Source organism: Microbacterium hydrocarbonoxydans (assembly GCF_900105205.1).
In the GTDB taxonomy this organism is placed as follows: domain Bacteria; phylum Actinomycetota; class Actinomycetes; order Actinomycetales; family Microbacteriaceae; genus Microbacterium; species Microbacterium hydrocarbonoxydans.
On sequence record NZ_FNSQ01000005.1, the window covers coordinates 3,032,854 to 3,058,524 of the forward strand.

The 25,671-nt window shown below is 68.7% G+C and carries 23 protein-coding genes; 10 read left to right on the forward strand and 13 right to left on the reverse strand.

From position 1 onward, the window contains the following. Positions 1–12: 12 nt before the first annotated feature. Together BLW44_RS14910 and nadE are read right to left on the reverse strand one after the other, a co-directional pair. Positions 13–3,486: a TM0106 family RecB-like putative nuclease gene (locus BLW44_RS14910; protein ID WP_082724565.1), complete on the reverse strand. Its 3,474-nt coding sequence runs from the start codon at positions 3,484–3,486 to the stop codon at positions 13–15. A 68-nt stretch (positions 3,487–3,554) separates the two neighbouring features. Beyond that, positions 3,555–4,373 carry an ammonia-dependent NAD(+) synthetase gene (gene nadE, locus BLW44_RS14915; RefSeq protein WP_060927423.1) on the reverse strand — a complete coding sequence of 273 codons (819 nt, stop codon included), beginning with the start codon at positions 4,371–4,373 and terminating at the stop codon, positions 3,555–3,557. Positions 4,374–4,485: 112 nt separating this feature from the next. Between nadE and BLW44_RS14920 the strand changes: the two genes are divergently transcribed. Continuing rightward, positions 4,486–5,043, forward strand: a complete 558-nt coding sequence (locus BLW44_RS14920; protein WP_060927424.1) for a phosphorylase family protein — start codon at positions 4,486–4,488, stop codon at positions 5,041–5,043. A gap of 45 nt (positions 5,044–5,088) precedes the next feature. On the opposite strand, the gene BLW44_RS14925 is transcribed toward BLW44_RS14920, so the two are convergent. From BLW44_RS14925 to BLW44_RS14945, 5 genes are all read right to left on the reverse strand, one after another. Continuing rightward, a complete protein-coding gene (locus BLW44_RS14925; protein WP_074731869.1) occupies positions 5,089–8,088 on the reverse strand; it encodes an AAA family ATPase in 3,000 nt (999 codons plus the stop codon). A gap of 49 nt (positions 8,089–8,137) precedes the next feature. Beyond that, a complete protein-coding gene (locus tag BLW44_RS14930) occupies positions 8,138–9,292 on the reverse strand; it encodes an exonuclease SbcCD subunit D (RefSeq protein ID WP_060927560.1) in 1,155 nt (384 codons plus the stop codon). Positions 9,293–9,423: 131 nt separating this feature from the next. After that, complete coding sequence (locus tag BLW44_RS14935; protein ID WP_060927559.1) at positions 9,424–10,866, reverse strand: MFS transporter; 1,443 nt, start codon at positions 10,864–10,866, stop codon at positions 9,424–9,426. Between the two features lie 324 nt (positions 10,867–11,190). Continuing rightward, positions 11,191–11,658, reverse strand: a complete 468-nt coding sequence (locus BLW44_RS14940; protein WP_060927558.1) for a DIP1984 family protein — start codon at positions 11,656–11,658, stop codon at positions 11,191–11,193. 53 nt (positions 11,659–11,711) lie between these two features. After that, positions 11,712–12,020 (reverse strand): GNAT family N-acetyltransferase, encoded by a 309-nt coding sequence (locus BLW44_RS14945; protein ID WP_060927565.1) that lies wholly within the window; start codon positions 12,018–12,020, stop codon positions 11,712–11,714. 328 nt (positions 12,021–12,348) lie between these two features. On the opposite strand from BLW44_RS14945, the gene BLW44_RS14950 reads away from it, so the two are divergent. Genes BLW44_RS14950 through BLW44_RS14960 form a run of 3 tightly spaced genes read left to right on the forward strand, consistent with a single transcriptional unit; the run spans position 12,349 to position 14,280 of the window. Beyond that, entirely contained in the window at positions 12,349–13,050 is a 702-nt protein-coding gene (locus tag BLW44_RS14950) for a winged helix-turn-helix domain-containing protein (protein WP_060927557.1), read from the forward strand. 34 nt (positions 13,051–13,084) lie between these two features. Next, positions 13,085–14,044: a DNA-3-methyladenine glycosylase family protein gene (locus BLW44_RS14955; RefSeq protein WP_082724570.1), complete on the forward strand. Its 960-nt coding sequence runs from the start codon at positions 13,085–13,087 to the stop codon at positions 14,042–14,044. Positions 14,045–14,082: 38 nt separating this feature from the next. After that, positions 14,083–14,280 carry a hypothetical protein gene (locus tag BLW44_RS14960; protein ID WP_060927556.1) on the forward strand — a complete coding sequence of 66 codons (198 nt, stop codon included), beginning with the start codon at positions 14,083–14,085 and terminating at the stop codon, positions 14,278–14,280. Between the two features lie 13 nt (positions 14,281–14,293). Here the strand turns inward: BLW44_RS14960 and BLW44_RS14965 are convergent, their stop codons facing one another. From BLW44_RS14965 to BLW44_RS14980, 4 genes are read right to left on the reverse strand one after another with little or no spacing between them, the layout of a single operon-like run. Further along, entirely contained in the window at positions 14,294–15,049 is a 756-nt protein-coding gene (locus tag BLW44_RS14965; RefSeq protein WP_060927555.1) for an iron ABC transporter ATP-binding protein, read from the reverse strand. Then, positions 15,046–16,059 (reverse strand): iron chelate uptake ABC transporter family permease subunit, encoded by a 1,014-nt coding sequence (locus tag BLW44_RS14970; RefSeq protein WP_060927554.1) that lies wholly within the window; start codon positions 16,057–16,059, stop codon positions 15,046–15,048. The genes BLW44_RS14965 and BLW44_RS14970 overlap by 4 nt, the downstream gene beginning before the upstream one ends. Before the next feature lie 4 nt (positions 16,060–16,063). After that, a complete protein-coding gene (locus tag BLW44_RS14975; protein ID WP_060927553.1) occupies positions 16,064–17,053 on the reverse strand; it encodes an ABC transporter permease in 990 nt (329 codons plus the stop codon). 55 nt (positions 17,054–17,108) lie between these two features. Further along, on the reverse strand, positions 17,109–18,101 hold the full coding sequence (locus BLW44_RS14980) for a siderophore ABC transporter substrate-binding protein (RefSeq protein WP_060927552.1): 993 nt from the start codon (positions 18,099–18,101) through the stop codon (positions 17,109–17,111). Between the two features lie 102 nt (positions 18,102–18,203). On the opposite strand from BLW44_RS14980, the gene BLW44_RS14985 reads away from it, so the two are divergent. The 4 genes from BLW44_RS14985 to BLW44_RS15000 all read left to right on the forward strand — a co-directional run bounded on the left by BLW44_RS14985 (position 18,204) and on the right by BLW44_RS15000 (position 21,270). Continuing rightward, entirely contained in the window at positions 18,204–18,971 is a 768-nt protein-coding gene (locus tag BLW44_RS14985; RefSeq protein WP_060927551.1) for a siderophore-interacting protein, read from the forward strand. Positions 18,972–19,004: 33 nt separating this feature from the next. Then, entirely contained in the window at positions 19,005–19,409 is a 405-nt protein-coding gene (locus BLW44_RS14990) for a VOC family protein (protein WP_060927550.1), read from the forward strand. A gap of 279 nt (positions 19,410–19,688) precedes the next feature. Beyond that, on the forward strand, positions 19,689–20,858 hold the full coding sequence (locus tag BLW44_RS14995; protein ID WP_060927549.1) for an RtcB family protein: 1,170 nt from the start codon (positions 19,689–19,691) through the stop codon (positions 20,856–20,858). Positions 20,859–21,012: 154 nt separating this feature from the next. Next, the gene (locus BLW44_RS15000) at positions 21,013–21,270 is read left to right on the forward strand and encodes a hypothetical protein (protein WP_060927563.1); all 258 of its coding nucleotides are present in this window, start codon (positions 21,013–21,015) and stop codon (positions 21,268–21,270) included. Positions 21,271–21,285: 15 nt separating this feature from the next. Here BLW44_RS15000 and BLW44_RS15005 read toward each other — a convergent pair whose 3' ends face one another. Continuing rightward, on the reverse strand, positions 21,286–22,740 hold the full coding sequence (locus tag BLW44_RS15005) for an MFS transporter (protein ID WP_060927548.1): 1,455 nt from the start codon (positions 22,738–22,740) through the stop codon (positions 21,286–21,288). A 57-nt stretch (positions 22,741–22,797) separates the two neighbouring features. Beyond that, positions 22,798–24,159 carry a M20/M25/M40 family metallo-hydrolase gene (locus BLW44_RS15010; protein WP_060927547.1) on the reverse strand — a complete coding sequence of 454 codons (1,362 nt, stop codon included), beginning with the start codon at positions 24,157–24,159 and terminating at the stop codon, positions 22,798–22,800. A gap of 55 nt (positions 24,160–24,214) precedes the next feature. On the opposite strand from BLW44_RS15010, the gene BLW44_RS15015 reads away from it, so the two are divergent. Together BLW44_RS15015 and BLW44_RS15020 are read left to right on the forward strand one after the other, a co-directional pair. After that, positions 24,215–25,225, forward strand: a complete 1,011-nt coding sequence (locus tag BLW44_RS15015) for an FUSC family protein (protein ID WP_074731872.1) — start codon at positions 24,215–24,217, stop codon at positions 25,223–25,225. A gap of 38 nt (positions 25,226–25,263) precedes the next feature. Then, a complete protein-coding gene (locus tag BLW44_RS15020; protein WP_060927545.1) occupies positions 25,264–25,662 on the forward strand; it encodes a DUF1801 domain-containing protein in 399 nt (132 codons plus the stop codon). Positions 25,663–25,671 lie beyond the last annotated feature (9 nt).

Below are 25,671 nucleotides of genomic sequence, written 5' to 3' on the forward strand. Positions count from 1 at the left end.
CCGGCCCCTGTCTCAGTCGGCCGCACCGACGAGGCGGGCGAAGGCGCTCATTCGCGCCACCCCCTCCGGTGTACGCGGAAGGTCGTCGAGGAGCGCCGGGGAGTGGATCAGATAGGCCGCCACCTGCGCCCTCGAGATCGCGACGTTCAGCCGGTTCTGCAGCAACAGGAACTCCGGTCCCCTCGGTGCATCCCGGCCGCTGGATGCGGCGAGCGAGGTGATGGAGACCACGGCCTCCTTGCCCTGAAAGTTGTCGACCGTGCCGACGGGCACGTCGGGGAAGCCCGCAGCCGCCAGCGCATCGTGCACCGTCTGACGCTGCGCGTTGTACGGCGCGACGACGATGATGTCGCGTTGGGTGAGCGGACGGACGGTCGCCGGCTCGTCGTTGTCGGTGAAGGCACGTCCGACGAGATCCCGCACCAGCGCCACAACCTGCGCCGCCTCTTCCGACGACTGCGTGGCGTTGCCGCGGTGCCGGATCGGGATGACATGCAGACCCGCATCGATGCCCTCGATCGATCGCCCCTCCGTGCCGGGCGCTGACGCGAGCTGCCCCGCATAGGCCAGCCTCGACACGGGAGCCGCGACGCTGGGATGCATCCGCCATGAGCGCGCGAGGAAGTAGCCGTAGTCGGGACGCACGACGGCGTCGCCGTCCATGACCCAGCCCAATGCCGACGTGTCGACGGGTTCCGGATGAGCGCCCTGACTCACCTGCGGGAGCTGCTGCGGGTCGCCGAGCAGGAGCAGCCGCTTCGCCCCCGCCGCGACGGCGATGGTCGAGGCGAGCGAGAACTGCCCTGCCTCGTCGACGACGAGGAGGTCGAGGCCCGCTCGGTCGACGCGTGAGGTGTTGCTGAAGTCCCACGCCGTACCGCCGACGACGGCCCCGTGCTCGGCATGCTCGGCGAGGAACGAGGCCATGCCGGTCTTGGCCATCACCGTGTACGAGGGATCCGTTGACGGGTCCTTCGGCGCCTTGGCGACCTGCGCCGCCGGGACGCCGTCTGCCACCACGCGCTCGAGCAGGTTCTCGATGATCGCGTGGGACTGCGCGACCACGCCGATCGTGAACCCGTGATCGATCACCAGGCGCGCGATCACCTGCGACCCCGTGTAGGTCTTCCCCGTGCCGGGAGGACCCTGGACGGCGAGATAGCTGTGGTCGAGATCGAGCACCGCTCGGACGATCGCGTCGATGGTGTTCTCGCCCGGCGCGGGTATCGGCTCCCCCGAGACGGTGCGAGGAGGAACGCGGCGCAGGATGTCGGTGGCGGCATCCTGCGGAAACTCCGGCGCGGCCGCGTGCACGGTATCGGCCCACTCGTCGATGGCTCCCTGGAGGGAGACCACCCGCGGCGGAGCCGCCGGCGTCAGAGCGACCGGAAGCGCATCCCAGGTCTGCCCCTGGATCGCGGTCTCGGTGATGAGGTAGCCGTCGTCGAGCACCTCGGCGACAGTGACGCTGTGCGGCACGTGCACGGCCCTCGACGGGACGTCGGTGTCGAACGGGGCCGGCACCGAGTACAGGGCGAAGGGCTGCGCACCCGCCCCCAGAGTCGTCCCCGGTGAGACCTCGCCGCGGATCTCGACGTCGCGCGACATCACCCGGCGCCCCTCGCCCACGCTCCACTCACGACGCACCGCCGACGACGCACTGTCGACCCGCACCACGTCACGCGTCGCATCCCACATCGTGACGGGCTCGCGGAGACGCTGGAAGTGCGAGACCCAGAAGCTCTTCGCCTCACGAGGGAAGTAGTCGATCGCGGCCGCCGCGATGCGATGCACCTGACCGTCCTCCCCCGCTGCGGCGGCGCGCTCGGCGTCGGCCAGCAGCGCCACCGAACGCGGCGAGGGCTCGTAGATGACCTCGTCCGCCTCATCCGGTGGGGCGGGACTCACGCCCTCCGCCCGAGCGATGTCGATCAGCCAGTTGCGCAGCCGCCTGGTCGAGACGCAGTCATAGCGGTTGTAGTCGGCGAGATCGGCGAGGACCGCGTCGGCGTCGGCCTGCTCACCGGCTGCAGCGAGTTCGCGCGCCGCGACATACTGCACGATCGAGTCGTCGCCCTTCTGCACGTCGCTGGTGCGCACGTCGGCGCCCATGTAGAGCGGCTCGAGCTTCTTGATCGAGTACGAGCGGGACCCCACCCGCACGGTGCGCAGGACGAGCGGATACAGGTCGACGAAGACGCCTTCGCGCAGCAGCCGGTCGACTTCGCCCTCGCGCACGCCGTGCCGCGCCGCCATCGCCACGAGATGCGAGGTCTCGTATGGCGCGTAATGGTAGATGTGCATTCCGGGATGCGTCGATCGGCGGAGCGCGACGAAATCGAGGAACCGCTCGAACGCCTCACGCTCGGCGACGAAATCGTGCGCCCAGAGTGCGGTGTACTCGTCGCTGTTGTCGACCCAGCCGAACAGGTAGTCGATCCCCCACTGCGCTTCGCCGTCCGGCGCGGGCTCGGTGTACAGCGGATCGCCCTCGAAGTCGAAGAAGATGTCGCCGTGGCTGGGAACGGGCAATGTGTGGATCGCCGCCGCATAGTGCACGTCGTACGTCGGTGCACCGTCGAGGTCTGCCTGGATCTGCAGTCTCGCCTGCGCTCGCAGGGTCTCGAAGGAGTCGAGGTTCATCCCCTCGGGCGGCGCGGTCGCCTCGGCGAGTGCGTCGATCGTCTCGATGCCCGCCGCGCGCAGCCGAGCGCGCTGCACCGGACGCATGCGCGCCACCATCAGCAGATCGCGGTGCGCGACGACCTGCTCCTCGCACGTCGCGCATCGTCCGCACGCGACGATCTCGAGGTCGCCCCGATCGTCGCCCCATGCCAGCGCCCCATCAGCGGACGGATCCTCGATCCGGCGGTCCGCGATCAGGGCGCGAAGCCGTGCACGCCTGACGTGGAACAGCGGCAGGATGTCGTCCACCGTATGGGTGCTGAGCGAGCCGTCCCCGAGGATCAGGTCGACCTCGTCGGACCGCGGGATGCCGAGCCGATCGAGCTGATCGACATATGCCGCGAGCTGCATGAGAGCGGTCACGCGCGCCTTGCGAGCAAGCTTGGAGTCCTGGACACGCCACCGGCCGTCTTCGTCGCGCTTGAGGAAGTCGGCGAATCCGACGAACTCAGGCGTCGCGAACGCCGCCTGGAAGACCATCTGCGCATCGGAGCCGGTCAGAGCGCAGATGGTCTCCTGCACAGCGGCGGCCAGCGCTTCGGCGTCGACCGACGAGACCTTCTCGATGCGGTGCACCCGGTCGTCGCCGAGTTCGGCGACGTAGCGGGCGAGGACGTTCTGCTCGTGGACGTCGCCGAGCAGCGCGGCTCGCGCGAGGGTGGCGTCTTCGGGTTCCTCGACGGCGGGCACCCGGCCCAGCTTCGCGTCGATCGCTCGACACCACGCGAACTCGCACTCTGCGGCCGCCTTGAGGTCGCTGGCGCTCCAGATGACGCGCTGCGCCTGAGTGTCGATCCGCACGATGCTCCCGTTCTGTCGGATGCTTCGACACTAGCCGCGGCATCCGACACGGGATCACGGGGTGCGGCTCAGCGCCACCACTCATCGTCCGGGGTGACCGGCAGATGACGCTTGTGCTGGGTGGCGAGGTACCGCGATTCGATGCGTCCGGCGACCTCGGGGTCGACCGGCCGCCCCTCCAGGAAGTCGTCGATCTGCTCGTAGGTGAGTCCGAGCTCGTCCTCGTCGGCACGGCCGGGCTGGCCGTCGAGAAGATCAGCGGTGGGCACCTTGTAGGCGAGCTGGTCGGGTGCCCCGAGCAGCAGCAGCAACGACCGTCCCTGCCGCTTCGTGAGACCCGAGAGCGGGAGGATGTCTGCGGCACCGTCGCCGAACTTCGTATAGAACCCGGTGACCGCCTCGGCCGCATGATCTGTGCCGATCACGAGCAGACCGTCGTGACCCGCCAGCGCGTACTGGGTGACCATGCGAAGGCGTGCCTTGATGTTGCCCCTGTTGAAGTCGGTGATGTCGCTGGTGACGGCGAACTCGATGTCCTCCTCGACGCCGTCGACGCCGTTCTGGATGTTCACCTCGACGGACGAATCGGGTCCGATGAACTGCAGCGCCGCCTCGGCATCCGCTGCATCCTTCTGCACGCGATAGGGAAGCCGCACCGCCAGGAAACTGGCCTCGCCTCCCTCAGCGCGCACACGCTCGACCGCGAGCTGCGCGAGCCGCCCGGCGAGGGTGGAGTCCTGGCCGCCGGAGATCCCCAGCACGAAGCCCTTGGCACCGGTGGTCCGCAGGTAGTCGGCCAGGAACGACACTCGTCGCTCCACCTCGACCTCCGGGTCGATCTCGGCCTTCACGCCGAGCGCTTCAGAGATCTGCTGCTGCAGGGTCATGTGTTCCTCCGGTCTCCCTGACGTCAGTATCCTCCCTCAGTGTTACATCGAGATGACACCGGACGCATACACTTGACTTCGCGGCCGCCGATGCACCTGGCAGGATGGCGGAGTGAAACTTCTCGTCGCGGCCATGGCCTCAGAACTCCAGGCCTTCCCGGAGCATCTCGAGGGATTCGACCAGCTCGTCACCGGCGAGGGCAAGATGCAGGCGGTGTTCGCCCTCACTCGCGCGCTCGACGCCCGCGAGTACTCCGAGGTCGTGGTCGTCGGGACAGCCGGCGGGATCGACCCGGAGCTCGACGCGACCGTGCACGAGATCGGCAGTGCGCTGCAGCACGACGTCTTCGACCTCGAGGGTGTGGCCGGGCAGCATGTCTCGCTTCCCGCTCGCGTGTCCACTGGCCGCGACGGCGTGCTGATCGCGACCGGCGACAGCTTCGTCGGTGACGCGGGGATCACCTCTGTCATCCGGCCTTCCGGCGCGGGACTGGTCGACATGGAGACCTATGCGTACATCTGGGTCGCCCAGCAGTTCGGAGTGCCGATCCGTGCGTTCCGTGCGATCTCCGACCGCGCCGAGGATGGTGCGCTCCTGGACTTCCGTGAGGCGATCGCTCGGTGCAGCGTGCAGCTACGCGAGGTCATCCGCCGCGAGTACGGCGTCTGAGCGTCAGTCGTCCGACCACACGTGATCGGTGAGGAGACCCGACCCTCACCGGGCTTCGATGATGCTCGGACCGTTCGGGGTCGCGTGCACCGCGAGCTGTGCCGGGATCTGCTCCTGCATCGCCTCGACATGACTGATCACGCCCACCGTCCTGCCACCCTGGCGCAGTTCGTCGAGGGTGCGCATCGCGACGTCGAGCGTGTCTCCGTCGAGTGATCCGAACCCTTCGTCGATGAACAGTGTGTCGAGTCGGATGCCTCCCGCGCGGGCCGTGACCACCTCGGCGAGCCCGAGAGCGAGGGCGAGGGAACTCAGGAACGTCTCTCCTCCCGACAGCGACTGTGCCGGTCGCGTCTGACCCGTGAACGCATCGAACACGACGATGCCGAGACCGGATGCCGCGCCGCGCGCCGCGAGCGCGTCGGAGTGCCGCAGCTGGTAGCGCCCTGCCGACATGTCACCGAGGCGACGATTCGCCGCATCGACGATCTCCTCCAACTCGGCGGCGAGGACGAAGGTCTCCAGCGTCATCTTGCGGGTATTCGCTCCACGACCGGCGATGGCATCGGCGAGCCCCCGCAGCACCTCGTAGTCGGCCGCATCCGCCGCGGTGCGCTCGTGCTCGGCGGCGGCGGAGTCGATGAGCGCGGTGATCTGCTCCGCCACCGCGGACGCACGACCGGACTCGTCACCCGCCGTGCTCCAGAGCTGTCGGGCGAGTCGCGACTGCTCCTCAGCCGGAGCGAGGTCGATGGGCTCCTCTGGGAGGGTGCGCAGCTCGAGATCGAGGAGGATCGCGCGTTCCTTCTCGCGCTGCACGGAGTGCTCGGTGATCCGCACCTCCAGCGCGGTCCGTTCGGCGTGGGTGCGCAACGCCTTCTGCGCAGCGGCGGCATCGTCGAACCCGGAGGCATCGATTGCCGCCGCCAGCTCCGCTGCAGTCTCGTCGGCGGCGGCGGTGCGGCGCTCCTGCTCGGCGATCGCCTCGACGAGGGCGAGCGCCGACTCGACTTCCTTCGTGGCCGCGGACACCCTCTCGACCACCGAGCCGTAGGATCCCCTGGCCTCGGCGATGGCGGTGTCGGCGTCAGCCGCACGCTGCGCGAGTACAGCGTGGGCCTCGCGAGCGGACGTGAGCGCAGCGAGGTCTCGCTCGTGATCGCGGTCGAGCTCGCGGATGCGGTCGACGACCTCATCGCGCTGCCGCTCCAGGTCGGCGACCCTCGCCGAGGCCGCGGTGCTGGCGGAGTGCTCGTCGGTCGCCCTCGCGAGCTCGTCGTCTGCGGTGTCGACGTCGCGCCCGTCCGCCCCGGTCACCGCCGCCGCCAGCTGCGCACGAAGTGTCGAGACGACCTCCGACGCTTCGCGCTCCAGGGCGGCCGCCCGGTCTCGATCGGCTTCCACCGCGTCGACGTCGTCGGCGGAGACAGGGTCGGAGTGCACGGCGGGAGCGGGATGCTCCCGCGCACCGCATACGGGGCAGGGATCGCCATCGTGCAGCGTCGTCGCCAGCTCGCCCGCGAATCCGTCGAGCCGACGCTGGCGAAGACGCGCGAGCGCCGTCTGCATGCCCGCGAGGGCGCTGCTGGCTTCGGCCAGAACCTGCTCGGCCTCCGCCCGATCGGCCGTCAGACGGACGACCTCGCCCGCAGCCGCACGCCGGGCATGAGCGATCTCGAGCGCAGCGAGCAGATCTGCGGCTCGATCGGCCGTTCGTCTGGCCTCGTCACGATCCTTCGTCAGCGCATCCAGCCGGGCGGGGAGTACCGCTCGCTCGGTCTCTGCGGACTCGATGCGCGCAGCCGCGACCGCCACGGCCTCGGCCGCCGCGGTGAGTTCACGCTCGAGCGCAGGGGCCATCCGCTCGAGCTCGGCCGCCCGCTGCCACGCGCCGGTCTGACGGGTGCGTTCCGCCGCCCACGCGGCATGGTCGTCGGCGTCGATGCCGAGAGCCTCCCAGGCGGCGCGTGCGCGCTCAGCTGTCTGACGCGCCGCGTCGGAGGCGGCGGCGGTCCTGGTCGCTGCCGCGATTGATGACCGCAGGGCCTCCACCGCCCTCGCGTCACGCAGCTCGGCTCGCGCCTCCGCGACACGCGGCTCCTCGGCATCGAGACGATCGAGCGCTGCCCTGGCACGATTACGCTCCGCCTGCGCGCGCTGCTCGTCACGAAGTGCAGCGAGCGCGGCGTCCGCGGCGGCGGACCGTTTCTCAGCCTCGATCCGCTCAGCCGCTCGCCGCTCGGCGCGATAGTCCGCGCGTGCCTTGGCGCGACGCAGCTCCTCCAGCCGCTCCTCGATGGTCGCCGCGTTCCGTGGCGGAGCGTCCGCCTCCGCCCCTTCCCCTGCGGTGTCCGTGGCGTCGCCTGCGAGCTCGGCGTTCGCGACCAGCCTCTCGCCCTCGTCGAGGCGTGCCGTGACTGTGGCGAGCCGTGATCCCAGCTCCGCCTCGGCGGCCTTGCGCCGATCCTCGAAGCGAGCCTGGACGTCTTCGAACCGCTCCGTGCCGAACAGCCGCCGCAGCAGAGCCTGCCGCTCTCTGCTCCCCGCCAGGAGGAACTCCGAGAAGCGGTTCTGGGCGAGCAGGATCACCTGGAGGAACTGCTCACGGCTCAGCTGCAGGATCTCATCGAGTTCGAGGGCCGCCTCGCGCTCACGGGCGGCGAGGCCGACCCATTCGCCGCCGACGAGGACGTCGAGTTGCACCGCCGCTGCCTGCACGGTCATGCCACCGCCGCGCTTCTTGGGGCGCTCGTACTCCGGCGACCGGGTCACCCGGTAGCGACCGGCGGGAGTGCTGAACTCGACCACGACCTGCGTGACGTCGTCGGGCCGGCAGTGGTCGCTGCGCAGCCGCTTCTCGCCACCTTCGTAGCGGGGTACGCCGCCGTAGAGCGCGAAGCACACCGCGTCGAGGATGCTGGACTTGCCGGCTCCCGTCTTGCCGGCGATCAGGAAGATGCCGTCGTCGGCGAACGAATCGAAGTCGACGATCTGCCTGTCGCGGAACGGGCCGAACCCCTCGACCTCCAGGCGGTGCAACTTCATCGGTGAGTCTTCTTCCCGGTCGGTATCTCGACGCTCGTGGCGAGAGCAGTCAGATCAGAGCGTCGGCACGCACGCGGTCGTCGAGGACCTCGCGGATCAACTCGCCCTCGCGCACGGTGGCGCCGTGACCGGAACGCACATGTTCGAGGAACGCCTCGATCCGCTCGGGATCGGTCGCCGCTCCGCGCAGCCTGTCGACATAGGACCGCTCGATCGACTCCGCCCTCTCGGCCGGCTGGTGCTGCACCATCGCGCAATGCGGGTATCGCTCACGGAGTCGTCGCATCGGCTCCGTCTGCGCCAGCGCATCGGTATAGACCGCGCAGACCCAGTCATCGGCGTGGGCTGTGACGTTCTCGCTCGACAGGATCTCGTCGAGAGTGCCGGTGAGAGTGACGAGGCGACGCGGCACGGGCAGGTCGAGCCAGTCGACACCGACCAGGCCCGTTGCGTCGAGGTCGATGAGCCATGACCCTCGAGGCTTGTGCTGCTCGCCGAAGCTGTAGTGCAGCGGAGCACCCGAGTAGCGCACCCGGTCGCTGATCTGCTGGCGTCCGTGGATGTGGCCGAGCGCGACGTAGTCCGGCCCGTCGAACACAGACAGCGGCACGACGTCGAGCCCGCCCTGGCGCACCTCGCGCTCGAGGCCGATCGTGGCGTCGACACCGGCCGAGAAGCAGTGCGCGATCGCGACCGAGCGGCCGCCGTGCTCCTTCATCCCCGCGCGGACCAGATCCATCGCGTGTGCGACGGTCTGGGCCTGGGTACGGAGGTCGACGCCCTCCCAGTGCTGTCGAACGATGGCGGGCTCGAGGTAGGGGATGCCGTAGAAGTGCACCGGTCCGTCGGCATCGGACAGAGTGACCGGTGTCCCGATGCCGAGCGGATCGGTCAGCACGTGGATGCCGTCGCGCAGGAGCCGGGCCTGGAAGCCGAGTCGTGCGGCCGAGTCGTGGTTGCCGCTGGTGACGATCACCGTGGCGCCGGTCTCGTGCAAGGCGACCAGCGCGTCTCCGAGCAGTGTGTAGGCGGCACCGGCGGGAGCGGCGGAGTCGAAGACGTCTCCGGCGACGATCACCACGTCGACGGAGTGATCCCGCACCTGCACCGCGAGCGCGGCGAGCACCTCGGCCAGCGCATCCATGGTCGAGTTGCCATGGAAGGTGCGGCCGATGTGCCAGTCGGAGGTGTGCAGGATTCGCATACTCACACGGTACGAACCCCCACCGACATTCGGTCCGAGGCGTGCCGTGGCGCCCGTTCTCGACCCCCGGATCCCGGGCGCCCGGCGGTCAGTCGGACGCCCGGGCACGACGGTCTGCGCGTCGAACAGGCTCAGTGCGCGCCGACGGCGACCTGGCCGGTGGGCATCAGCTCCTCCTTCGGCCCTCGGACCATCAGCACCGCGATGATCGAGGCGCACACCATCAGGATCGACGCGACGATGAAGATCCACCCGTAGGCGTCGGTCAGCTGGATCGGCGTGAGCTCCCCCTGCGCATGTCCCCCGACGGACGCCGCGTACACAGCCGTGAACACCGACAGCCCGATCGAGCCGCCGATCTGCATCGCCGAGTTCGCGACGGCCGAGGCGACGCCGGCATCGTGCGACGCCACCCCGCTCAGCGCGAGGTTCTGCAACGGGATGAAGACGAAGCCCATCCCGACGCCGAGCAGCACCAGTGCAGGCGCGATCTGCACGAAGTAGGCGCCGTCCGGACTGATGCCGGCCAGCACGAACAGACCGGCGGCAGCGATCAGCGGCCCCACCACGAGCAGCGGACGCGGTCCGATGACGGTGAGCAGCTTCGTCGCAAGCGGCGCGATCACCATCGTCGCGATCGGCAGCGGGAGCGTCGCGACGCCGGCCTGCAGCGCGCCCATCCCGAGGACGAACTGCAGATGGAAGGTCAGGTAGAGCGTGGCGCCGATCATGATCGCTCCGGCGACACCCTGGATCAGGAACGCCCCTCCGCGCACGCGATCCGCCACCACCCGCAGCGGAAGCAGCGGCTGGGAGACGCGGCCCTCCACCCAGACGAAGACGCCGAGGAGCGCCAGGCCGAGCGCGAGGAAGGCGATCGTCAGCGGATCGCCCCACCCGTTCTCCGCGAGGCTGAAACCGTAGACCAGAGAGCCGAGCCCCAGCGTCACGGTGATCGCACCCCACACGTCGTAGCGGTTGTCACCCTCCGCCTTGCTCTCGGTGAGGAAGAGCGCGCCGCCCACGAGACCGGCAGCGACGAAGAAGAGGTTGACGAGAAGGCACCAGCGCCAGTCGGTGAACTCTGTGAGGAATCCGCCGAGCAGCAGCCCGACGGCGGCCCCCGTTCCCGCGACGGTCCCGAAGACCGCGAACGCCGTGTTGCGGTCGCGGCCGGAGGGGAAGGTCACGGTGAGCAGCGCGAGGGCCGCGGGCGCCAGCAGCGCTGCGAAGACGCCCTGCAGGCCGCGGGCGAGGACGAGCTCCCAGCCGGTCTGAGCGAGACCGCCGAACAGCGAGGCAGCACCGAAGCCGACCATGCCGATCATGAACGTGCGTTTGCGCCCGACGTAGTCGGCGATGCGTCCGCCCAACAGCAGCAGCGCACCGAAGGCGAGGGCGTACGCAGTGACGACCCACTGCCGCTGCCCGTCGCTCAGACCGAGCGAGGCTTGAGCACGCGGGAGCGCGATGCTGACGATGGTGCCGTCGAGGACGACGATCAGCTGGGTGAGGGAGATGACGACGAGCGCCCACCACCGGGTCTGGGGGCGGGCGCGCAGGGACGATGACATGGAAGAACCTCCGGTGTCGGGAACGATGCCGGAGGTTTCGAGCCTCGGACCAGCGCGCCTGTGGCGCCTGACCACCTCAGCCGACGGGGCTGAGCAGGCTTCCATATTACCGCAGCTGCGACCGAGCGTTCCTGAGCGGAAGGTCCCCTGACCCACCCTCGTCGCGACGATCGGCACGTGGTGATGAGTGATGCGCGATGCGCGATCACACGTGCGGTGTGCGGGGCTGCGCGATGCGTTCCGGGCTGCCCTCCACCCCACGGTGCCGGATTGCCCCTCCGGCAGGGGTTGTGCCCGCCTCGTCGTGACTACCGACTTCCGCTCTCACTCCTCCAGGTCGTGGAGCCAGTTCGCCTGCTGGATCCGATTGTCGAGCTCACGCAGCTGCTGCGCGACGGCGTCGGCGCGCGTGCGCACATCGGCGACGGGAAGCGCCGCGATCTGACGCAGCTCCGACCGCATCTGACGAAGGTACTGCTCGTTGGCTCCGGATGCCGCCGCAGCGGCATCCGTCAGCAGCGAGTGCTGGAGCCGGAGCACGTCCCGCGCTGCGAGCGCATCCGTCATCGTGCCGTCGCTGCCGAGATCGAGCCGCGAGTTGGTGGCGTTGATCCGGCGGATCAGGTCGCGCAGTTGCACGAGCACCGCATCCGCTTCGACGAGCAGCGCGGAGGCGTCCTCCGCGGGCTCCTCCCCCTCCTGATAACGGGCATTCGCCGTGATGCGGGCGCGGAGCTGCTCGATGCGCCGCTGCAGGTCTGCACGAGCCGTGAGTGCTTCTGCGAGTCTCATGGGTTCATCCTGTCAGCGCGCCGCCGCGTAACACAGCGTCACACGCGCTCGGATCATCGCGAACGCAGCAGGGAGGCGTGCTCGGGGTGCGCCTCGAACCAGTCGGCGACGTACCAGCACACCGCATCGACCTTGCGATCGCCGCGCGCCTCGATCTCGGCCACTGCGCCCTCGACGACGACCGCAGCGTAGCCGTGGCCGCGGAAAGTCGGGATCGTGAAGGCTCGCGTGAGGGCGATCGTGTGTCCGTCGTCGCGGTAGTCCAGAACGCTCACGAGCTGCCCGTCGCGCGTCAGCGTATAGCGGGACGAGTCCTTCTCATCAGTGAGGATGAAGCCGGCGGCAAGGGTCGAAGTGGTCACCTCTGCCACGTTACGCCCCGCTCGCACGCCGACGGTCGTTTTGACACGCCCGGACTTCTTCGGACATAATCCCCCCATGACTACCAACGCAAGCCCTTTGTCCGCCCAGGAGGCGAACAGGACTGCCGGGATGATGATGCCCGGTCGCGTTGGCATGTGTTGCCGAATGTGTCGCTGAACGAACAGCCACTCCGTCTGACCTGATTCCCCGCGATCTGCGAGGACTGGTCTCCGAGCACCCACCCCTGCTCGCTCTCCCGGCTCGCCCGGTCATTCATGCAATGCAGCAGAGCCTCTCTCCGGCTCACGTCCTGAGGACTTCATCATCATGTCGAACACCGCACTTCTCGAGCGTCCCGTCGCCACCGCCGTCCGTCCCGTCTCGTCGCAGCAGACCGGTGCACCGCTGGATGCCGACCTCCCTGCCGTCCGCTCACCCCGTGGCTTCGCCCTCTACGTCGGTCTCGACGAGATCAAGGCGGCCGAGGCCGGGGTCAGCCTCCCCCTTCTCGTCGACGCGCTGCGCCGCACGCTGGCCGAACTCGCCCCTGGCGCCGAGACGCACGCGACGGTGGCCCTCGCCCCGCACGGCTCCGGCGGTCGCGACCTCGACGTCGTCCGCCTCGCGCTGCACGAGCCCGGCGCGATCGCTCGCACCAAGGCTGCAGCCGACGAGGAGACCACGGACGAAGAGGGCGGCGTCGTCGTCGACATCTCGCGCAAGCGCGTGCTGATCGACGGGGAGTCCGCGTCCTTCACGTACAAGGAATTCGAGCTCCTGCAGTACCTCGTCCTGCGCGAGGGCCGTACGATCGAGCGCAGCGAACTCGTCTCCGCTCTGTGGCAGGCGCAGGATGACGAGACCCCCGGCGAGCGCACGATCGACGTGCACGTCCGACGTCTGCGCGCCAAGCTCGGCCGCTACGAGGACATCGTGCGCACCGTGCGCGGCATCGGGTACCGGTTCGACCGCCACGCCGACGTCGTGATCCGCTACGGCCACGGCACCCCCTCGCCCGACCGCTTCTGATCGCGATGTCAGGCCCGCCACGTATGGTGGGCGCATGACGATGACCGCGGATGCCGGAGCCGCCGACGCGCCTGCGGCGGAGGCTCCCCTCCAGACGGTCTATCGCCCCTCGGCACCGGTCGACCTGCGCGCCACGGTCGGCATGCTGCGCCGCGGTCCAGGAGACCCGACGATGGTCATCGACGGATCCGTGATCTGGCGCGCCCTGCGCACCCCTCTCGGCCCCGCGACCCTCGCGCTGCGTGCCGGCGGCGGAGAGATCAGGGCCACCGCCTGGGGTGCCGGAGCACAGCATGCGCTCGATACCGTCCCCAGCCTCTGCGGTGCCGACGACGACCCCACGGGGTTCGACCCCTCCCACCATCCGCTGATCGCGGAGGTCGCTCGCCGCTCCCCCGGTCTGCGACTGGCTCGTACGGGCGTGGTGTTCGACGCTCTCGCGTGCGCCATCCTCGAACAGAAGGTCACCGGCCTCGAGGCGTTCCGCGCCTGGCGGATGCTGGTCACGAAGTTCGGCGAGCGCGCGCCAGGTCCGACCCCCAGGCCGATGTACGCCGCACCCACGGCGCCGCAGTGGCGGCGGATCCCCTCCTGGGATTGGCATCGCGTCGCCGTGCAGCCACCGCAGTCGAAGACCATCGTGCGGGTGGCGGAGCGTGCGGACAGCATCAGCCGCGCCCTCCTGAACGCCCCCACCGGCGAGGAGCGCGACCGTGCGCTCACGAGCTTCCCTGGCGTCGGTGTCTGGACCTCCGCCGAGACCCGCATCCGTGCGCTCGGCGACCCCGATGCGGTGAGCGTCGGCGACTACCACCTCGCTCACGAGGTCGGTCATGCGCTGACCGGACACCGCACCGACGACGACGGGATGCTCAAGCTGCTCGCGCCGTGGGCGGGGCATCGTCAGCGCGTCATCCGTCTCATCTTCGCCAGTGGGGTGAGCGAGCCGCGGCGCGGCCCTCGCCTCTCCCCGGAAGACCATCGCGGGCGCTGACCGGCGCCCCGGTCCCGCACGGCGTTTAGGCTGAGGCCATGTCCCGCACCGCGCTCCGCCTCTCCGTCACTGCAGGGCTCCTCATCCTCGGAGTCGTGATCGGTCTGATCTTCGAGAACGTCTGGCTCGGCATCCTGCTCGCCGCGATCGTGTGGCTCGGTTGGTTCATCGGCTACGAATCGCGCCGCGGGCGCAACGCCGGCGTCAACGACGAGGATCACGGCATCGAGCTCTGAGCTCGCGCTCTCGTCAGTAGTACACGGCCAGCGGCCCGTGCGGTCCCTCGATCACCTGCACCGGGGTGTCGAAGACCCGGGTCAGCACATCGCTCGTCATGATCGCCGACGGCGGCCCGAACTCCACGACCCCACCGTCCTTCATCGCACAGATGTGGTCGGCATAGCGGCCTGCGAAGTTGACGTCGTGCAGCACGATGACGATGGTTCGCCCCAGCTCCGTCGAGGCTCGACGGAGGTGCTTCATCATCTGCACCGCGTGCTTCATGTCGAGGTTGTTGAGCGGCTCGTCCAGCAGTACGAACTCCGTGTCCTGCGCCAACACCATCGCGACGTAGGCGCGTTGCCGCTGACCGCCCGAGAGCTCGTCGAGGTATCTCCCTTCCAGCGCGCCGAGGTCGAGGAAGTCGATCGATCTGCTGATGACCTGCTCATCCGCAGGGGTCAGCCTGCCCTGGGAATGCGGGAAGCGTCCGAAGCCGACGAGCTGGCGCACGGTCAGTCGCGTGACGAAATGATTCTCCTGGCGGAGCACGGAGACGATCTTGGCGAGGTCGCGCGACTTCGTCGTCGCCACGTCGTAGCCGGCGATCTCGATCGCCCCGGCGTCCATCCCGCCGAGCCGTCCGATCATCGTCAGCAGCGTCGACTTTCCCGCACCGTTCGGGCCGATCAGCGCGGTGATCCCCCCTGCGGGGATGCGGAGGTCCACGGGGCCGATCGCGACGTCGTCGCTGTAGTCTCGGCGCACGCCATCGAGTGTGATCACAGCCTGCCCTTTCTGAGGATGACGATGAGGAAGAGGGTCCCGCCGACCAGTTCGATGAGGATCGAGACCATGCCCTGGGCGTAGAAGATGTTGCGCATCACGAAGTAGGCACCGGCGAGGATGGTGAATGCCGTCAGCACGGCCACGGGGAAGATCAGCCGGTGATCGTGCGAATCCGCGAACTGGTATGCCAAGGTCGCGACGAGGAAGCCCAGGAAGGTCATGGGCCCGACCAGCGCGGTCGACGTCGCCATGAGTACGGCGACCAGGAACAGCACGATGTAGAGCTCGCGCCGGTGGTCGAGGCCGAGCGAGCGCGACGCGTCGGCTCCGAGGGCCAGGAGATTCAGCCGTCGCGCGCGAAGCCACAGGAGCGCGGATGCGGCGACGCACAGCGGGATCGCGAGCGGCAGGTAGGAGGCGTCCGCGTTGGAGACGTTGCCGAACAGGCGGGCGGCGAGCACATCGAACTCGCTGGGGGTCAGCAGACGCTGCATGAACGTCGAGACGGCACCGAGGCCCCCTCCGATGATGATCCCGATGAGGAGCATGATCTGGAGGTTGCCGTAGCGCCCCGACAGCAGCCAGCCATACAGCGCCATCGCGAGGCCGACCATGATGAGCACCTGCAGGCCGAACTGCCACACCCCCTGGATGGCGACGAGTCCCGCGATTCCGAAGAGGTAGACGGTGCCCGTCTGCACGACCCGGTAGAGCGATTCGAAGCCCATGATCGACGGGGTGATGATGCGGTTGGTCGTGACCGTCTGAAAGCTCACGGTCGCGACGGCCTGAGCCACGGCCACCACCGCCATCACGGTCACGTTGGTCATCCGGAGCTTCGCGATCCGCCAGAATCCGGCGGATCCCACGGGCATGGGGTTCTCCCACGCGAGCAGGGCGAAGCCGAAGACCAAAGCCAGGACCACGAGGATGCCGACCACGATCGCGTACCGACGGCGCGCGTGGGCGGTGGGGAAGGCGCCGGAGGTGCGCGCCTCCGCCGCCATCAGGTCAGCCACGACGACGCTGCCTGAGCAGGAGGGCGATGAACACGATCGCGCCGACGACACCGAGAATCAGCGACACCGGCACCTCGAAGGGCATGATGATCGTCCGTCCGATGATGTCGCAGACCGTGACGATGGCGATGCCCAGGAGGCACACCCACGGCAGGTTGCTCCGCAGGTCGTCGCCGCGCACCAGGGACACGATGTTCGGGACGATCAGACCCAGGAACGGCAGGTTGCCGACGACGACCGTGACCACGCCAGTGGTGATCGCGATGAGCACGGTCCCCAGCAGGATCACCCGGTTGTAGTTCACGCCGACGTTCGTCGCGATCTCCTCCCCCAACCCCGCGATCGTCAGACGATCGGCGACGAGGAACACGATCACTGCCACGATCGCGACGATCCACAGCATCTCGTACTGTCCACGGAGCACGGAGGTGAAGCTGCCGGCGAACCACACGCCGATCGCCTGCAGGGAGTCCGTGACGAGCGCGAAGTACGTCGACACCGAACCGACGACGGCCCCGAGCATGATCCCGACGATCGGGACGATGAGTGACGAGCGCAGCGACACGCGACGCAGGAATGCGAAGAAGACCATCGTGCCGATGAAGGCGGCGACGACAGCCCCGAGCATCCGGAGCGGGATCGACGGGTTCGGGACGAGCACCATCACGGCAAGCAGGCCGAGGCCCGCCCACTCGGTCGTGCCGGTGGTCGTGGGTTCGACGAAGCGGTTCTGGGTGAGGAGCTGCATCACCAGTCCGGCCATCGCCATCGCCGCACCCGCGAGGACGAGGGCGATGGTGCGCGGGACGCGGGTGATCTGGAACATCGCCGCCCCGTCCGCAGCTCCCGCGATGTCATAGACACCGGTGAACAGGGACACGGCGAGAAGCGCGACGACGACGAGGACGCCGATGAGCAGTCGCACGTCGAAGAGCCGTCCGACGGAGCGGCGCGGCAAGGCGGGGGGTGCGGTGCGGGTCATGATCGAACGCCGAGCGGCGGCGGCACCCGCAGGGAACGGATGCCGCCGGTCGGCTCTACTTCTGAGCGGCCTCGAGTGCGTCGGCGAGGTCGTTGAGGAAGGTCGTGTACGTCTGGATGCTCTCGTTCAGGTACGTGTCCGTGGGCATGTAGACGATCTGGTCGTCCGCCACGGCCGTGACGCCGGCGAGCGCCTCGGAGCCTTCGAGGATCTCGGACGCCTGGATGTAGTCGGGGGTCTCGGCGGCGAACACGGCGTCGCGGTCCAGCACCAGGAGCCAGTCGGGGTTCGACGCGGCGATCGCCTCCACCGAGATGTCGTCTCCCTGGTGGTCGTCCGAGGCGTCATCGACCTCGAGCGCCGGCGTCAGACCGAGGATGTCGTAGATCGGCCCCAACGAGCGACCGACGGTCGGAGCGAGATAGCCGATCTCGCCACCCGAGGTGTTCACCGCCATCACGGTGTCGGCGTCGTCGTACGCCGCCTTGGCCCGCTCGACCGCCGCATCGAAGTCGTCCACCAGAGACTGAGCCTCATCCTGCTTGCCGAAGATCTCGCCGAGCACCGTCACCTGACGCTTCAGCTCCGCATCGAACGGCTCGCCCTCACGCGGCTCCAGGTCGATGATCGTGGCATCGGGCACGAGCTCGGCGATCGCCTCGTTGTGCTGGGTGAATCGCTGGCCGCTGATGATCAGGTCGGGCTCCACAGCGACGATGGCCTCGAGATCGGGCTCGCTGTGCAGGCCGATGTCGACGATGTCATCGTCCTCGAGATACGACACAGTGTCCGGCATGAGCGCCACGGCGCCGGCCGAGAGGTCGACGCCCCAGTCGGAGAGCGTCTGGAAGGTGCGGTTGTCGAGGGCGACCACCGAGGCGGGAGGGGTTTCGATCTCGTGGGAGCCGGTGTTGTCCTCGACGGTCACGGAATCTGCGGCAGCCGACTCGGACGGCTGCGCCGCCTCACTGCCGGACGCGCATCCGGCGAGGGCGAGAAGGCCGACGAGACCGACGCTCGTGACGGAGATGACTCTGGGCATGGACATGGAGAGACTCCTGTTCTGCGGGGTGGAAGCGCGCGACGGCGCGGGACGAGGGGACTTAGGCATGCCTAACTCGACGCCTCGAAGATAGGTTAGCCTTACTTTATGAGCGAGACGAAATCCGGCTTCACAATCGAGCGACGCGGACTCGATCTGCGCTTCCGCACCGCGACTCTGGTCGCCAGGGAATGGCTGGCACCCGACTATGTACGGCTACGGCTCAGCGGGAGTGAACTCGCCGGTTTCGACTCCCCCGGCGCGGACGACCACATGCGACTGTTCTTCCCCACCGGCCCCGTGAGCTCTGTGGAAGAGATGCGCGCGGCTCCGAGCCGGGAGTACACCCCCGTCGCCTGGGGATCCGACTGGCTCGATGTCGAGTTCGCGGTGCACGGCGATCAGGGCATCGCCGCACCATGGGCGGCGACCGCGCCGCTGGGCTCGTCGATCGGCGTCGGCGGGCCGCGGGGCTCGGCTTCCCTCGCCGGCACCCCCGGTTCGTGGCTGCTGGCGGGAGACGAGACGGCGATCCCCGCGATCCGCCGCTTCGCCGCGCTGATCCCGGACGGAGCTGCGGCACGCATCGTCATCGAGACCCGCACCCCCGGTCGCGAGGTCGACATCGACACCGCCGTCGCCGTCGAGTGGCTGCACCGCGGCGCCGCCCGGTCCGGCTCGATGCTCGCCGCCTTCCTCGAGGGGCTCGGAGAAGGGGACGCAGTCGGGCCCGACCCGTTCGTCTTCATCGCCGCCGAGCAGTCGGTCGTGAGGCCGGGACGGGCGCTGCTCGAACGCTGGGGCGTCGACCCCCATGTCGCGATCGTCAAGGGCTATTGGAAGCGCGGCGAGACGGAGTACCACGCGCCGCACTAGTGCGAATCGGGTGCCTGCTGGAAAGCTGGAGCCATGGCTCTTCTGGATCACCTGGGTATCACCGTCGACGAACTCGAGCGCGGACGAGCGCAGTTCCATCCGGTCCTCACCGCGCTCGGCTATCAGAGCGGCGGAGAAGACGACCACTCGATCTCGTGGCACAACGGCGACGAGACCGAGATCATCCTGTACATGTGGGACGAGGACTCCGGACCGCATCGCCACGGCCGCGTCGGCTGGCAGCACATCGCCTTCTCGGTGCCGTCGCGGGATGAGGTCGATCGCCTGCATGCGGTCGCTCTCGACGCGGGTTGGACCGCGGTCCGCGAGCCGAAGGAGTACCCGCGCTACTCCGAGCGCTACTACGCGTCCTTCGTCGAGGATGCCGACGGCATCCGCATCGAGTTCATGCACAACCCGCCGCGCGAGACGGCTTGACTCCCGGGCGTGTCGCGCCCTAGTGTTGCAAAGCTGTGCCGGACGGGCGCAGCACTCACGCCGAGGAGACGACGGATGTCCGCTGTGCGGAATCTTCCTTTCACCACGATCGGAGCGCTTCAGCAGAAGCGCAACGACCGCGATGAGTCGTACCCTCCGGCGCGCGCCGTGTGACAGCATCCGCTGTTCTCATGCCCCGCACCGTCAGGTCCGGGGCTTTCTTCATCTCTCACGAGATCCCCGACCTGTGGCTGAACACATCACCCAAGGAAAGGAATCATGGAGAGGCTCTCCACACGGCTGCTCTCGTGGGCGTCGATGATCGATGAGAAGACGCTCGATCAGGCGCACACCACGGCGCGCATGCCGTTCATCCACCCGCATCTGGCTCTCATGCCGGATGCGCACCTCGGCAAGGGCGCGACGGTCGGCTCGGTCATCCCGACGCTCGGTGCGATCATCCCCGCCGCCGTCGGCGTCGACATCGGATGCGGCATGATCGCCGTCCGCACCCAGTTCACGAGGTCGGACCTCACCGGTCGCGACCTCGCCGAACTGCGCGAGCAGATCGAGCGCGCGATCCCGCTGTCGGCCGGTCGCTACAACAACAGGATCGTGGCGACCGCGGAACCACGCATCGCCGAGCTCGAGACGCTCGCCGAGAAGAGCGAGTTCGACCCGGAGAAGTACGCCAAGAACTGGCGGCTGCAGCTCGGCACGCTCGGCTCGGGCAACCACTTCATCGAGGTGTCGGTCGACGAGCTCGATCGCGTGTGGCTGTTCCTGCATTCCGGATCGCGCGGCGTCGGCAACCGGATCGCCGGTCACCACATCGGAGTCGCACAGCGGCTGGCGAAGCAGTGGTGGATCGATCTCCCCGACCCCGACCTGGCGTACCTGGTCGAGGGCACGCCCGAGTTCACCCGCTACATCCGGGAGCTGCGCTGGGCGCAGCGGTTCGCGCTCCTCAACCGCGAGGAGATGATGGACCGGGTCGCGAGGCAGGTCTCGGAGTTCGTCGGCACCCCGGTCGACGAGCAGGAGCGCATCAACTGCCACCACAACTTCACAGAGTCCGAGAAGCACTACGGCAAGAGGGTGTGGGTGTCGAGGAAGGGCGCCATCCAGGCGGATGCGGGTCGCCCCGGCCTCATTCCCGGTTCGATGGGGACGGCGTCGTACGTGGTCGAGGGACTCGGCGATCCGCAGTCGCTGAACTCCTCACCGCACGGCGCAGGCCGCGAGTACTCGCGGTCGGCGGCGCGGCGCACGTTCTCGCACGAGCAGCTCAGGGCGGCCATGGACGGGATCGAGTTCCGTGACACGGATGCGTTCATCGACGAGATCCCGCAGGCGTACAAGCCGATCGATCAGGTCATGGCGGATGCCGCCGGCCTGGTGGCCATCAGGCACACGCTGCGCCAGCTCGTCAACGTGAAGGGCGACTGATCGGGATGGTGGGCCGTGGCGGAAGACCACGGCTCACCCTCTCTGCACGGGACGCGGATCGCACCGGTTCTCCCCGAACGCGGGATGACGATATACAACGTGTTCGTCCGTCGCCCGGCGCATGTAACGATGCGAGGATGACACGGTGCACCTCATGAACGACGCTCAGATCTGGACGATGATCGGTGCATTCACGGCGCTCATGTTCGGCATGCTGACCGTCGTCTCGAGCCTGTTCGTGCGCGTGGTTCGCACCGAGATCGGCGGCCTCCGCAGCGAGATGAACGCGCAGATCGGCGGCCTCCGCAGCGAGATGAATGCCCGGTTCGACACCGTGAACACGCGCATCGACGGTCTGGATCGGGACATGCAGGCCGTGGTGAAGCGCACCTTCGGACTCGACCGCGATTGACCGTCCCCGCCAGCCTCAGACCACCGTCGCGTCGACGGCTTCGGCATCCGCACGATCGGTGAAGGCCGCCTTCGGGACGAACACCAGGATCGCCGCGGCGACGAGTGCCGTCACGCCGCACACCACCCAGACGGTGATGTAGCCGGCGAAGGAACCGGCGGTGCCCTCGACAGCGCCGCTCGCGCCGTTCAGCAGCGCGATGCCGAAGACGCACGACGCGATCGCGCCGCCGACGGTCTTGACCGAGTTCGTGAGGCCCGTCGCGACGCCCGTCTGGCTGGGCGGAGCCGCCGAGGCCGCCGCCGCAGGCAGCGCGGCGACGAGTGCGCCCGACCCGAGGCCCACGATGACCATGTTCGTCACCACCTGCGCATACGAGTCGTGGAACGGCAGGAAGAGCAGGAATCCGACACCGACGAGAAGGGACGCGAGCATCAGCGTGACCCGAGGCATGAGCAGCCGGGCGACCGTCGGGAACAGGAGAGCCCCCGCGATCATCGCGATCAGGTAGAGCCCGATGATCAACGACGTCGCGAATCCCGTGGTGCCCAGTCCATAGCCGTAGACACCCGGATCCGTGCGGGCGAAGGTCGACAGCGGGGCCTGCGCACCGAGCACGCTCACCCCGAACAGGCCGGCGGTGAGGAAGACGGGACCGAGCGCCGGGGACCGGAACATCCGCACGTCGATGACGGGATCATCGCAGCGCAGCTCCCACAGCACGAACGGGACGACGAGAAGGATGCCGAGCAGCACGACGGCCCACGACCACGGATTGACGAGTCCGCCGTCGAGGCGGAGCAGGCTCAGGCCACCGGTGAAGCAGATCAGCGCGAGGGAGATCAGGACCACGCCGACCGTGTCGAACACCCCGCCCGTCGGCTCCGGCGATTCCTTCACCCCGAACAGGATGACGAAGAAGCAGACCACGATCAGCACCGCGGGGATGAGGAGCACCACCGTCAGCGGCAGGACGTCGATCAGCGCACCGCCGACGAGAGCGCCGATGATCGCACCGCCCTCGAGCGCGGCGACCAGGAGACCCGCCGCCTTCGCCGTGATCGACGAGCGGCCCTCCATCCGACGCGAGCGAGACCAGATGAGCGCGATCTCGAGCGGCAGCCAGACGACGTAGAACCCCATCAGGGTCCAGCCGATCAGGAACACCGGGAACGAATCGGTGAAAGGGAGGACGAGAGCGGCGGCTGCGGTCAGAGCGGTCGAGATCAACAGCATCCGCTTGTGTCCGACCATGTCGCCCAGCTTCGCGAACGCAGGGACCACGAGCGCGGAGAGCATGAGCTGCGTGCCCTCGAGCCAGTTCACGTCGGCATCGTGGATCCCGAGATGCCGGGCGATGTCGGTCAGCATGGGCGTGTAGTAGCCCTGGAGGACGCCGCTGGTGAACTCCACGAAGGCGAGGAACCCGACGACCGTCGCCAGGGTGCCCAGAGTTCGACTGCGCGTCATCGCGGCTCCTCGGTGAAAAGGCTGGTCCGGGCGCTCAGACGACCGGGAAGGGTGAGATCACCCTAGCCGCTCGAGGAGCGCACGATGGAAGCGCTCGCCCCGCTCGAGCGCGACGATCTCGACGCTCTCGTCCACACCGTGGATCGACGCCCGCTGCGCGTTCGACATGTCGAGCGGCGCGAACCGGTAGACGGCGGGCGCGAAGCGGTGGAAATGACGCGAATCCGTCGCCGCCATCATCACGTAGGGGACGGCGGGAATTCCCGGATGCGAGACGGCGAGTGCCTCAGCGAGCAGCGCGAACTGGTCATTGTCGGTCGCGGACTCCGGCGAGGGTTCGCTCGCCTCCTCGACGGTCACCGCCACGAGCGGATCTCGGATGCGGCGCCGCACCCGCAGCACCGTCTGCTGGGTGGTCTCCCCGAGGGCGATGCGCAGGTTGACGGTCGCAGACGCGTGCGACGGTAGCACGTTCGCCGCCGTCCCGCCCGACTGCATCGTCGGAGCCACGGTCGTGCGCACGAGCGCCGCGGCCTCACCGCCGAGGGCTGCGAACAGTCGGCCTGTGACCGACGGAGCCGCGCCGAGAAGACGCAGCAGGCGGCCCGCGAGTCCAGGAGTGTGATCGCCCAACTGGGAGAGCATTCGACCGACGGCCTTCGACGGCCGCGGCCGGAACGTGCCAGGCCCGAGCCGATCGACCGCTCTCGCCACGCGCCGCACAGCGGTGAGAGAAGGGGGTGCCGAGGCATGGCCGCCCGTGCCGCGTGCCGAGAGCGTGAGGGTCATGACGCCCTTCTCGCCGACGCCGATCATCGCCGCACGCCCCGGGACGAACGGCAGGGGCGCATCGACCACAGCCCCACCTTCGTCGACCACGAGCCAGGGGACGATCCCCCGCTCTCTGAGCACCCGTGCGATCTCCTCCGCGGCACGACCATACGTCTCCTCGTTGCCACCGAAGGACAGATAGACGTCGCGCGCCGGCGCGAACCCGTCGGCCAGCAGATTCTCGACCGCCTCGAGCACGACGATCAGCGGCCCCTTGTCGTCGAGGGCACCGCGCCCGTAGACCACGCCGTCGGCGATGACGCCATCGAACGGTGGATACGTCCAGTCGTCGCTCTCATCCACCGGGACCACGTCGTAGTGCGCCATCAGCACCACGGGGCCCTCGGCCGCGGCATCCGTGCCGTCCCCGGCCTCCCGGCCCGACCAGTGGAAGAGGAGGCCGAAGTCGGTGTGCCGCTCGAGGTCGAGGTGCTCGTGGACGAGCGGGTAGAGCTCGGCGAGCAGTGCGACGAACTCCTCGAACGGTGCCGATCCGCGCTCCTCCAGCTCTGCCGAGACGGTCGGAAGCCGGATCATCCGTGAGAGGCGATCGGCGATTCCGGGGCGAGGATCTGTCACGTCGGCCATCGTATCCCCGCGTCCTGCGGCGAGCCGAGAGCCCCCGACGCGAGAGAATCGAGTGATGAGTCTTTTCGCCCTGGCCCCGAAGCGCGGACCGCGCTGGCACCTCGCCACCCAGGCAGCGCTGGGCATCGCGGTGCCGATCGCCGCCATGACCCTGCTGGGCGAACCCTCGTTCGGTTACATCGCGGCATCCGGGGCCTTCACCGTCCTCTTCGCCGGCACGGCACCGGTGGTCGAGCGAGCGAGGATCCTCCCCTTCGTCGCACTCGGACTCGTCGGGAGCGCCGCCCTCGGAATCGCCCTCTCTCCGAACCTCTGGCTGGTGAGCATCGGCGTCGTCGTGGTGGCGGTGGCCAGCGCGGCCTTGGCCTTCGGATACCGTCTCGGCCCGCCCGGTCCGCTCTTCTTCGTGTTGGTCTTCGGTCTCTCGGCGCACGTCGTCGCGACCTCTCCGGTCGATCCGCTGACCTATCTCATCGCGCTCGCGGCCGGATGCGCGTTCTCCTACCTCGTCGCGATGGCCCCGCTGCTGCTCCCCCGCGCACGGTCGACCTCCGCTCGGCCGCTGCGTGAGCTCCTGCCTGGTCCCTCCTTCACGCCCGATTCGCGTCTGCTGCTGGTCCGAGTGGGACTCGTCGCCGTCGTCGGCGTCCTGCTGGGACTGCTGATCGACCCCGCCAGGACCTACTGGATCGTCGGGTCGGCGGTCGCGGTGATCGGCGTCGCCGCCGCCCGCCGTGCGGCGGTGCAGCGGGGGCTGCATCGGATGCTCGGCACCGTCGCCGGTGCCGGCGTCTACGCGCTCCTCGCTCTGCTGCATCCGTCCGGTCTGTGGCTGGCCCTGCTGCTGGGTGCGCTGCAGTTCGTGATCGAACTCGTGGTCGTCCGGCACTACGCGCTCGCACTGGTGTTCATCACGCCCCTGGTCCTGTTGCTGACGGGCGCTGCGACGGGGGAGATCGGATCCATGGACGTGGCGTGGGAGCGCATCGTCGACACCGTGGTGGGCGCCGCGCTCGGTGCCGTGTCGGGGCTGCTGCATCCCCGCGCCACCACGTCGAACGCCTGACGCTCGACGGTCGCTGCCACAGGGGCCATACTCGCACCATGACCCGCGCACCCGAGATCGCCGACTACCATCGCAGGCTCGACCCCGACGACCGACTGATCTGCGACCTCCTCGCCGATGAGATCGACCGAGGACTCCCTGAGGCTACGGCCAAGGTCTGGCATGCTCACCCCGTCTGGTTCCTCGACGGCAACCCGATCGTGGGGTACGACCGGCTGAAGGACGCGGTACGCCTGATGTTCTGGAGCGGGCAGTCTTTCGCCGAGCCGGGGCTCACCGCCTCCGGGTCGTTCGAGGCGGCGGAGGCGAGGTTCGTCGACATCTCGGAGATCGACACCGAGCGACTCGCGGTCTGGCTCTCGGAATCGCGGGTCGTGCAGTGGGACTACGAGCACATCCGCACGAACCGCGGCCTCGTCAAGCGCACCGATTTCTGATCGTGGCAC